This is a genomic window from Paenibacillus urinalis (genome assembly GCF_028747985.1).
In the GTDB taxonomy this organism is placed as follows: Bacteria; Bacillota; Bacilli; order Paenibacillales; family Paenibacillaceae; genus Paenibacillus; species Paenibacillus urinalis.
In genome coordinates this window covers 3,346,649-3,359,315 of the sequence record NZ_CP118108.1, presented here as the reverse complement: position 1 = coordinate 3,359,315, position 12,667 = coordinate 3,346,649, and the positions used below count along the sequence as shown (strand labels likewise).

The following is a 12,667-nucleotide window of genomic DNA, read 5'->3' as shown; positions in this document are numbered from 1 at the left end:
GATGAGAAGGAGTTGAGGGATGATATGAGCAAGACAGAAATAGCAGATATTTATCCATTATCTCCTATGCAGGAATCCCTGCTGTTTCATTCATTGTACAATCAAGGAGATATGTATTTTGAGCAGATGATTTTCTCGTTGGAAGGGCGTGTAAATGAACATGCGCTTGAAAACAGCTTGAATAAAGTTATACATCGTTACGATATCCTTCGGACTGTGTTTGTGTATGACAAAATTAATAAGCCAAGGCAAGTGGTATTGAAGAAACGAAACATCAAGATCAAGCTGGAGGATCTGACCACTGTACAAGCATCTGAACGAGTCAGCCACGTAGCCAAGCTTGCACTTGAGGACAGAAAGATAGGCTTCGACCTATCTAAAGGTCCATTACTAAGATTAACTTTGATCAAAACTAGCACGAATTCTTATGAACTTGTATGGAGTAACCACCATATTCTGATTGACGGCTGGTGCTTGGGAATTTTATTTCAGGAGTGGTTCTCATTGTATCGGGAAGAATTGCAAGGAGAGCCTGTCAGGCTCTCCCGCGTTATTCCTTACAAGCGGTATATTCAGTGGTTGGAAGCCAGAGATACCTCACAAGCAAAAAGTTATTGGAACAAATATCTGTCAGGTTATGAGGAGGCGTCTTTCCCCCAAGAACAAAATCCGACTAACCAAGATCGTTCGAACATTCAAGAGAGCATGTTTAGTCTAGGTAAACCACTTACAGATCAGCTTACCGCCTTATCTCGACATTATCAGGTTACGATGAGCAGTCTTTTTCAGACTGTTTGGGGGGTTGTTCTTCAATACTATACAGATTCGGATGATGTTGTTTTTGGTACCATCGTCTCCGGTAGATCTCCATCTATTCCAGAGGTTGAGAAAATCATGGGTTTGTTTATTAATGCCATTCCGGTAAGAATTCAGTCGAAAACAGAAACCACTTTTGCAGAGTTAGTCAAAGCCACCCATGAGAACTCAGTACTAGCGGAGGAACATAGCTATTTATCACTTGCAGATGTTCAAGCGGAAGCAGGCGGGAGTTCCCTATTCAATCATTTGTTGGTATACGAGAATTATCCTGCAAGCGATAGTATGTTTGATACGGAAGAGCTTGGGCTTGGCTTTAAGATCAATTCCATTGAAGCTTACGAGCATACCAATTATGATCTGAACATTTCCATAGGCCCAGGTACAGAAATTAGAGCCAAGATAAATTATAACGAGGATCTGTATTCTTCAAGCTTTATTGAGCGTTTATTTTCCCATATAGAAAGAGTTTGCAGTCAAATTACGGATAACCCTGAGATGAAAGTGAAGGACATTTCTGTCCTAACTTCTCAAGACATACGGCTGTTATCGAGCTTCAACGAGACAAAGGCGGACTATCCATCAGAGCAGACTCTGGTCGATCTCTTTGTAGAGCAAGCGATGACAGAACCACACAGGACTGCAGTCGTTATGGGTAACTCGGAGTGGACCTATCGGGAGCTTAACGAGATTTCTGAGAAATGGTCAGTTCTGCTGAGGAATAAAGGCGTTAAGCCTGGTTCTATTGTAGGCCTGTGCGCACAGCGCTCTTTTGAGATGATCTCTGGCATATTAGCGATATTAAAGGCAGGCGCTGCCTATCTTCCGCTTGATCCGACTTTTCCGTCTGAACGTCTGACCTATATGATGGAGGATGCGGGCGTACAGCAGCTTGTACTGCTAACGGACAAGGATTTATCTGAATTTGAAGGTGAGATTATCACCCTATCAGATCTGCAATCATCACAAGGAATGGAATTGATTCAAGATTCATCCGTCCACTTGCACCCAGATTGTGATGCATATGTCATCTATACTTCCGGGTCCACCGGTAAGCCCAAAGGAGTGACGGCTACTCATCGAAATGTCATAAAAACAATCATAAATAACGGGTATGTTGAGTTAAATCAAAGGGACAGATTAATGCAAATCTCGAACTATGCCTTTGATGGAGCTACATTTGATATTTATGGAGCATTGCTGCATGGTGCCTCTCTAGTATTAATTAGTAGTGAAGAAGCCTCCAATATTGAATCGCTTGGCAACGCATTTAGGAATTATGAGATAAGTGTTGCTTTTATGACAACGGCTCTATTCAATACATTAGTGGATTGGAACCCGAACGCATTAGCCAATGTACGTCATGTTTTATTCGGAGGAGAGAAGGCATCAGCGAAACATATTAATACAGCCTTGAAGGTGCTCGGACCGGGAAAAATGCTGCATATGTATGGACCTACCGAAACGACAGTCTTTGCTACCTGCCATTCCATAACTGAACCCGGGAGCATTCCTATTGGCAAACCAATCCATAACACGACAGCATATATATTAAATCGAGATTTAAAGCCCATGCCGGTAGGCGTGCCAGGGGAGTTATATATTGGCGGGGATGGTCTCTCGGCGGGCTATCGAAACCGGCCTGAACTGACATTAGAGCGATTTATGGAACATCCGTTTCTCGCTGGGAAGAAGCTGTATAAGACAGGGGATATGGTCAAGAGAAATGCTGACGGAAGCATCGAATACATGGACAGAATAGATTTTCAGGTCAAGATTCGGGGACATCGAATTGAATTAGGGGAAATCGAAAGTAAATTGAAAGATTTAAGTGAGGTCAAGGATGCAATAGTCAAAACATTTCATGATCAGCAGGGACACCTGTACTTATGTGCATATGTTGTTCCTGCGGCAGATCACTTGTCCTTTAATATATCGAAATGCAGAGAGGCTTTGAGAAGAACTCTTCCTGAGTACATGATGCCTGCAGTTTTTCAGGTGATGGAGTCTCCGTTCTCTTTGAACACGAATGGAAAAGTGGATCGAAGCAAGCTGCCGGAACCGAATAGGGCTTCCAGCATATCCGTTCCATTGTCAGGAGCAACGGAAATTGCGCTTGGTGACATATGGAAAGAGGTCTTGGGCATTCATCACCTTAATGCATCGGATCATTTCTTCGAGCTGGGTGGGCACTCACTAAAAGCAATGATGCTAACCGCAAAGATACATAAAGCGCTTGGTGTTAAACTTTCACTTCAGGAAGTGTTTCAATCTCCGGTGCTGACAGAGATGGCTAGATGTATTCAAATGTCTCAGGAAAGTCAGTACACGCCGATAACACCAGCGCCTGTTCAGGAGACGTACCCTGTATCCTCAGCGCAGAAAAGAGTATATATCGCGCAGCAATTAGAGAAGGGGCAAACGAGTTACAACATGCCTATGATTCTTGAAGTTGAAGGTGAACTGGATCGAAGCAGGCTGGAGACAGCATTTATTCAATTGATAGAACGGCACGAATCGTTAAGAACTTCATTTGTATGGATCGGTGAAGAACTGAGACAGAAGATTATTACACCTGAGGATGTTATTTGGTCCATGGATTTCTTAGAAATCCGTGCTGAAGACTACTCACGATATCATTCCTCTGATATTGCCAAAAGAGAATGGATAAATCAAACGTTGGCTTCCTTTATTCAACCCTTCGATTTAGGGAACGGCCCTCTCATTCGGGCGATGATTATCAATTTAGACAAATCTAACAGCTTATTGTTTATCGATACCCATCATATTATATCTGATGGCGTATCAACCGGAATCCTTTATCAGGATCTAACACGGTTATATCTATCGGAAGCATTACCTGCTCTGCAACTACACTACAAAGATTATGCAGTGTATGAGCAACAGTACAAGGCAAGCCCAAACTATGAAATGAATCAGAAGTATTGGAGGAATCAGTTCGCCGGAACACTGCCTGAAGGAGAGCTATGTACAGATTATGTAAGGCCTTCGGTGAGAAGTGCTGCAGGGAGAACAATGTCGTTCCAGATTGAAGAAGGCTTATTTCATCAGCTCAAAAGAGTTGCTGCTGCAAATGAAGCGACGCTGTACATGGTGCTGCTTGCGGGCTATAAACTCCTCTTATCCAGATACAGCGGTACAGAAGATGTGGTTGTAGGCTCACCAATTGCGGGGAGAGCTCATGAGGACACCCATCATATGATAGGGATGTTTGTAAACACGCTTGCATTACGATCTCAGCCCAAGGGACGCCTTCGTGTCCATGAATGGATCAGAGAAGTAAAACATCTATTCATGGATGCGCAGACGCATGCGGATTATCCATTAGAGGATCTGTTGAATGATCTTAATCTCTCCCGAGATATAAGCCGGCATCCCTTATTCGATACGTTATTTGTACTTCAAAACATGGACATAGCGCCTCTTGAGCTTGAGGATGTCACATTTCGTGCAGCTGAATGGGATTGGAGCCAGGCAAAGTTTGACATGACATGGGGATGTCGAGAGTCCCAGCATGGATTGGATTTTATCGTAGAATACGCTGCCTATTTATATAAAGAAGAAACGATAGAGCGTATGTTCGGACATTATATTACGATCTTGGATCAGATGGTTAATGCACCTGATCAATTATTAATGGATATCGATATGCTGACGGAAGAAGAGCATGCATGGCTGGCTCTACATCATAGAAGGCAGGCAGAGTATCCACATGAGGCTGCGATACCATACTTATTCGAGCAGCAAGCCGCGGCTTCAGCTCATTCACCGGCTCTAATCCACGGAAGCAAGGTCATGACGTATCAAGAGATGAATGAAGCTGCGGACAACTTCATGAGAATTCTGACTTCCATGGGAGTCAGCCAAGGTGATCGAGTTGGGCTTCTGGCCGACAGATCTATGGACATGATTCTTGCGATCTTCGGTATTCTAAAAGCCGGAGCAGCCTATGTTCCGCTTGATCCTGCGCTTCCTGAACATCGAATCGAATATATATTAAAGGACAGCGGAGCAAGCTGGCTAGTCTCGACGAATGGGAATGATTACAGGCAAGAAGGACTAACACATATTGCATTTAGTGAGGTACCTAATCACGGTACAACCGAAACCGACATAACAAAAACGAAGGATAATAGAACAGTTGCACCTGAAGATATTGCCTACATTATGTATACATCGGGATCAACGGGCAAACCCAAAGGGGTTCTGACGACACATCGAAATGTGGTCAAGACAAGTATTAATAATGGATATGCTGAATTGGGTAAGGAAGATCGGATGCTGCAGCTATCCAATTATGCATTTGATGGCTCCACCTACGAGATTTTTGGGGCTCTTCTGAATGGAGCATCCCTGCATATCATTACAAAAGACGAATTGCTGAATGCAGCATCGCTTGCAAAAATATTGGACGAGCAGCGCATAACCTCAGCTTTTATGACCACTTCTTTGTTCAACATGATGGTGGATTATGATGTGACTTGTTTTAAGCATGTAAACAAGCTCTTCTTCGGCGGTGAAGTCGCGTCTGTTCAGCATGTCCATAAAGCACTTGATTATTTAGGCGAAGGACGAATCATTAACGCATACGGACCGACCGAAACGACCGTATTTGCAACCACTTATCCCGTTACAGATAAACTTAAGCAGAAGAGCAGTGTGCCAATAGGGAAGCCAATTCATAATACTTCACTCTTCGTTCGAAATATGTGGGGGCATGAACAACCGATGGGTATGCCTGGTGAGTTGTTCATTGGAGGCGATGGTGTCGCCGCAGGTTACTTGAACAATGAAAAGATGACAGCAGAAAGATTTATCCCTAACCCTCAGGAACAAGGCAAGCCCATGTATCGGACAGGAGACTTGGTTAGATGGTCTAGTGACGGAGAGCTAGAGTATTTGGGACGGATGGATGGACAAGTGAAAGTTCGAGGTAATCGTGTGGAAACAGGAGAGATTGAAAGCGTGCTGAACTCCATTCCATCGATTAACCAGGCGGTTGTCATTCCGATCACAGATCCTCAAGGGACAGTGAGCTTGAGCGCTTATGTCGTATGCAATAAATCCATACCAAATAGCAAAGCTGAGCGAGAGCTCTATTCGGAATGGAGAGAGGGGTTAAAGAGCCGGCTTCCAGACTACATGATACCTTCTACTTTTATGATGATTCAGGCCATTCCGCTTACGGCGAACGGCAAGATAGATCGCTCCAAGCTTCCTGAGCCGATTCGGACAGCTAATCTTACGGAGAACGATTTGCCTGCGAATGAGATCGAAGCTCAGCTCCAACAGTGTTGGACTGATGTGCTCGATGTCAAGAGCCCAGGGGTGCTCGAGCATTTCTTTGACCTCGGAGGGCATTCTTTAAAAGCGATGCAGCTATCCGTTAAGGTACAGCACTTGTTCGGGATCCATTTCAGTTTGCAGGATATCTTCTTATATCCGACCGTTAGAGAGCAAGCAGCGTTGATTGAACGTTCGGAAGCTTCGTCCAAGAAAATCAATCTGCCGAAGGCGCAAGCAATGGATTACTATCCTGTATCCTCAGCTCAAAAAAGAATCTATCTTGCTTCACAGTATGAGCAAGCAGGTACGAGCTATAACATGCCTATGCTGCTCAACCTTACAGGGAAGCTAAACATAAGTGCACTAAACAGGACATTTCAGCAGTTGATTATACGGCATGAATCGTTAAGGACGATTTTTCATCTCATGGGAAATGAGATTAAACAACAGATTCTGCACCCAGACAGTGTCCACTGGCAAATAAAAACACAGGAAGATGAAGCAGGAGCACCATCATTAAAAGATGAGGAAATTCAGAAATGGGTTTCATCTCAGATTACCCCATTTGATCTGTCATCACCTTATTTGATTCGGGCTGTCCTTAAAAAGCAATCGGATGAACACCATCTTCTATTTATTGATATGCATCATATCGTTTCAGATGGAGTTTCGACTTCCATTATTTTTAATGAGTTATTCAAGCTATACAAGGAAGAGGAGCTCCCCGACCTGTCTATTCAATATAAAGATTATGCGGTTTGGGAAGAGCAGCATCGTAAGAGCGAGCAGTATCTTGCTGCTAAACATTACTGGACGGGGATGTATAAAGATGAGGTTCCCGAGTTGGTTTTGCCAACCGCTGAACGACGTGGAGGTTCTAATCAGAGCTCTAAAGCGGCAAAGTACTCATTTCATTTGAACCCAGTACTGGTAGGCAAATTGAAAAAGAAAATGAAGGAAAAAGATATTACTTTGTATATGCTCTTAATAGCGGGTTATTATATTCTGTTATCCAAATATGCGGAGCAGGAAAAAATCGTGGTCGGAATTCCCGTTGCCGGAAGAGATCTTCCAGAAGTGGAACCTGTCGTGGGCATGTTTGTCCAAACATTGGCACTACAAAGTGAGCCCAAAGCAGATTTATCCATTGATGGGTATGTTGAGGAATTGAAGAAGACGATGCTTGAAGCTTACCAGCATGCCGATTATCCACTGGATGAATTGATGGAGGAATTAAATGTAAATAGAGCTTCTGGTAAAAGCCGATTATTTGATACGCTATTTGTTCTACAGAATATGAATATCGCAGAGTTACTCATTGAAAATGTAAAAGTAAACCAGTTAGAGGTTCCATCCGGCCAATCTAAGTTTGACATGGTTTGGGCAGGAGTTGAACAAGAAGACACTATTCTGATGACTGTTGAATTTAATCAAGAGATATATTCTGATTCGGCTATTAGAGGATTGGCATCTCACTATGAGCATATTCTTGAACAAATCGTTGATCCACTGCTGGATCGAATCAAAGATGTCCAATTGTTAACAGATAAAGAGAAGCTGCAATTGAATGCGTTTGAAGGTACAACCGTAGATTACCCCCGGGATTCCACAATTATGGAGCTATTCCGAATGCAAGCTGAGCGGAGCCCAGATCATCCCGCAATTGTATTTAAAGACAGGGTGGTCACATACCAAGAACTCGGCATGCGTGCAGCCCAGTTGTCTGCCCTGCTGCGGGATCAAGGAATACGACCTGGAGATACTGTCGGGCTGATGACGGATCGTTCCATTGAAATGATCATCTCAATTATGGGAATTCTCGGTGCAGGAGCGGCCTATGTACCACTAGATCCGAGCTTCCCGTCCGAGCGGTTGTCTTATATGCTCGAAGACAGTGAAGCAAGGCTGTTGATTGCAGAGCCAGGTATGCGTGTGGAGGGTTACAACGGCGCCGTGCTGTGGCTTTCGGAGATCGACTGGAGCAGTGGTGGACGAGAATGGAGTGAGCTTGTCCATGAGCACGGACGTGATGGACAGGTGTCTGCATCCCCAGAGTCTGCTGCCTATATCATGTATACATCGGGTTCAACGGGTAAGCCCAAAGGGGTGGTATCTACACATCGGAACGTGGTGAAGACCAGTGTGAATAACGGATTTATGGATGTCCAGCCGGAAGATCGGATGCTGCAGCTGTCGAACTATGCCTTTGATGGATCAACCTATGAAATATTCGGTGCTTTGCTGAACGGAGCAACGCTTTATCTGATTGAGAAGACGCAGGTACTGGATGCAGCCGCGTTGTCGCAAGTGATGAAGCAGCATGCGATTACCTCCGCATTTATGACGTCAGCCTTGTTTAATACGTTGGTAGATTTTGATGTCACGAGCTTGAAGTATGTAAGAAAGCTGTTCTTTGGAGGGGAAGCCGGTTCGAAGAAGCATGTCATCAAGGCGCTTGATTATTTGGGTCCTCATCGGATCTGTAACGGATATGGTCCGACCGAGACGACGGTATTCGCAGCAACCTATTCGGTGGATGAGGATGTGCGAGCTCAGAGTAGTGTTCCGATAGGGAAACCGATACACAATACCAAAGTGTACGTGCTAAACCGCTGGGGGCAGCGGCAGCCGATCGGTCTACCCGGAGAGCTGTATATTGGAGGAGACGGTCTAGCCAGAGAATATTTGAAGCAGCCAGAGCTGACGAAGAGCCGATTCATCGCGCACCCATTCGAGCAGGGGGAGAGGTTGTATCGGACAGGAGATCGGGTACGGTGGCTGCCGGATGGCAATCTGGAGTTCATGGACCGGCTGGATCACCAGGTCAAGATCCGGGGTAATCGAATAGAGCTGACAGAGATCGAAAGCAAGCTGCTCGAGCTTCCGGAGATAAGAGAGGCGGTCGTAACCGCACGAAGAGATGAACAGGGTCATTCCTTCCTGGCAGCCTATCTCGTTCCTGATGAAGGTGTAGAGCAGGACCGAATGCATCAATTCATCAGAGATCACTTAAGAGAAGAGCTTCCCGATTACATGATCCCGACGTCGATGGTTATCATGGACAAGCTGCCACTCACAGCGAATGGCAAAATAGACCGAGCTGCGCTTCCGGAGCCTTACGTCCAAGCGTATTCAAATGCTTCAGCAACAAACGAAATCGAGCGCATCTTAGTACAAGTATGGACGGAAATTCTCAAAGCCCGACCTATTGGTATTAGAGATCATTTTTTTGAACTCGGAGGACATTCTCTTAAAGCCATGATGCTGTCCGGCAGAGTTCACCAGGAATTACAAGTAAAGCTTTCTCTACAGGAAATATTTACTCATGACACGATAGCGGAGCAAGCCCTTTTAATAAAGGACAAGAAATTGGACATTACAGGACTACGTGCAATGAGTGCTGCTCCTGTATTAGAGAACTATCCCGTATCTTCTTCTCAATGGAGGCTCTACTATATCCAGCAGTTGCAAAAAGAGGGAACCAGCTATAATATGCCACTAGCTTTTGAAATTAAGGGTCACCTTGATTACCGTAAGCTGCAGGATGCCCTCTCCATAGTCATGAAGAGGCATGAGGCCCTTCAAACCTCTTATGTCATGATTGGGGAAGAGCTTAGACAAAGAATTGACCTGAATCGTAATGTAGATTTGAGTATCGAACGAAGGGACTGGATCGATGGTCGTGTGGATCGTCCTATTGATCAATCCAGAGTAGAACAATATGTCCGTTCGTTTGTTCGTCCATTTGATCTTTCATCCGGGCCGCTGTTCAGAGCAGGACTGCTCTCCGTATCAGAGACGAGGCACGTACTTGTTCTAGATATGCATCACAGTATTTCAGATGGGATCTCAACAGGAATTATCGTTACCGAGTTGTTTCAGCAATATGAAGGCGTGGAACTGCGATCAAAGGCGGAGCTGCAGTATAAAGACTATGCATGGTGGGAGCAGCAGTACAAAGACAGTGAACGGTACAAAGCAGAGGAACAGTATTGGCTCAGGGAGCTCGGTGGCGAATTGCCGTTAACAAACCTTCCATACGATTTCAACAATGTTGGCACCAAGCCCCCTGTAGGAGCGAATTCCAGAATTATCATTGATTCCAGTCTGTTGCGGCAGCTTGAGGAGATCGCGTCCTCTCATCGGACAACCTTATTTACGGTGTTGTTCGGAGCTTATTCCATTTTGTTATCGAAATATAAGCAAGAAGAGGATGTCATTATTGGTGTGCCTGAAGCGGGGAGACAGCTCTCCGATACTCAAGGAATGGTCGGCATGTTTGTGAGTACGTTACCCCTTCGGCTAAAACCGTTAGGGAATCTTACAATAGCTAACTATATTGATCGTGTTCGGAATCAACTATTAGCAGCCTTTGATCACAGCTTCTATCCACTAGAAGAGCTCATGGAGCAGTTAAAAGTTTCGAGGAATCATCCAGCTCAGCCTTTATTCGATACATTGTTTGTACTTCAGAATATGGAATCCTATTCCTTAGAATTGACGTCGCTTCAGATCCATCCATTTGAGACGGTGAGTACGCAGCCTAAATTTGATATGACTTGGGGAGCAGTACAGACCGATGATGAATTAGCCGTAACTATTGAATATAACGCTCATTTGTTCTCAGCGAAGACGATCGAGAGAATGCTGGCGCATTATGAACATGTATTAGTTCAGCTAGTAACTGGACATGAAATTCTTATTCAAGATATCGAGTTGCTAACTGCGCAGGAGAAGCTGGAATTAACTACGTTTGAGGGCACAGTAGAAGATTACCCTCGGGATTCTACAATTATGGAGTTATTTGAAGCGCAGGCTGAACGGAGTCCTAATCATCCTGCAATAATATTTAAAGACAGGATGGTCACATACCGAGAACTAGACATTCGTGCAGCCCAGTTGTCTGCCCTGCTGCAGGCTCAAGGGATACGACCTGGAGATACTGTCGGGTTGCTGACGGATCGTTCCATTGAGATGATCATCTCGATTATGGGCATTCTGGGTGCAGGAGCGGCCTATGTACCATTAGATCCAAGCTTCCCGTCCGAGCGGCTGTCTTATATGCTCGAAGACAGTGAAGCAAGGCTGTTGATTGCAGAGGCAGGTATGCGTGTGGAGGGTTACAACGGTGCCGTGCTGTGGCTTTCGGAGATCGACTGGAGCAGTGGTGGACGAGAATGGAGTGAGCTTGTCCGTGAGCACGGACGTGATGGACAGGTGTCTGCATCCCCAGAGTCTGCTGCCTATATCATGTATACATCGGGTTCAACGGGTAAGCCCAAAGGGGTGGTAACTACACATCGGAACGTGGTGAAGACCAGTGTGAATAACGGATTCATGGATGTCCAGCCGGAAGATCGGATGCTGCAGCTGTCGAACTATGCCTTTGATGGATCAACCTATGAAATATTCGGTGCTTTGCTGAACGGAGCAACGCTTTATCTGATTGAGAAGACGCAGGTACTGGATGCAGCCGCGTTGTCGCAAGTGATGAAGCAGCATGCGATTACCTCTGCATTTATGACCGCAGCCTTGTTTAATACGTTGGTAGATTTTGATGTCACGAGCTTGAAGCATGTAAGAAAGCTGTTCTTTGGAGGGGAAGCCGGTTCGAAGAAGCATGTCATCAAGGCGCTTGATTATTTGGGTCCTCATCGGATCGCTAACGGATATGGTCCGACCGAGACGACGGTATTCGCAGCAACCTATTCGGTGGATGAGGATGTGCGAGCTCAGAGTAGTGTTCCGATAGGGAAACCGATACACAATACCAAAGTGTACGTGCTAAACCGCTGGGGGCAGCGGCAGCCGATCGGTCTACCCGGAGAGCTGTATATTGGAGGAGACGGTCTAGCCAGAGAATATTTGAAGCAGCCAGAGCTGACGAAGAGCCGATTCATCGCGCACCCATTCGAGCAGGGGGAGAGGGTGTATCGGACAGGAGATCGGGTACGGTGGCTGCCGGATGGCAATCTGGAGTTCATGGACCGGCTGGATCGCCAGGTCAAGATCCGGGGTAATCGAATAGAGCTGACAGAGATCGAAAGCAAGCTGCTCGAGCTTCCGGAGATAAGAGAGGCGGTCGTAACCGCACGAAGAGATGAACAGGGTCATTCCTTCCTGGCAGCCTATCTCGTTCCTGATGAAGATGTAGAGCAGGACAGAATGCATCAATTCATCAGAGATCACTTAAGAGAAGAGCTTCCCGAATACATGATCCCGACGTCGATGGTTATCTTGGACAAGCTGCCACTCACAGCGAATGGCAAAGTAGACCGGCTTGCCCTGCCAATTCCAGTGAATCGATCGAAAGGCGGTGAGAGACCAACGAATGCACTAGAATCACAGCTTCATGATATTTGGTGTGATGTCTTAAATGTTGCTGAGATCGGTATAGAGGATCATTTCTTTGAAGCAGGTGGCCATTCACTTAAAGCGATGATGTTGTCTGCTCGAATAAAGAAGGAGTTAAATGTCTCGATTGAATTACAAGCGATCTTTGATTATCCAACCATTAAGCTCCTTGCAAGTATTTAGACAAGAG

Annotated in this window: 1 protein-coding gene; it reads left to right on the top strand. The window is 45.4% G+C overall.

The window, feature by feature from the left end; translation table 11 throughout:
- Window positions 1-24 precede the first annotated feature (24 nt).
- On the top strand, window positions 25-12,660 hold the full coding sequence (locus PUW25_RS15530; RefSeq protein ID WP_274337281.1) for a non-ribosomal peptide synthetase: 12,636 nt from the start codon (window positions 25-27) through the stop codon (window positions 12,658-12,660).
- Window positions 12,661-12,667: the final 7 nt, after the last annotated feature.

Excerpts from the sequence above, each read along its gene's own strand:
- PUW25_RS15530 (WP_274337281.1), top strand. The coding sequence starts at position 25 with ATGAGCAAGACAGAAATAGCAGATATTTATCCATTATCTCCTATGCAG.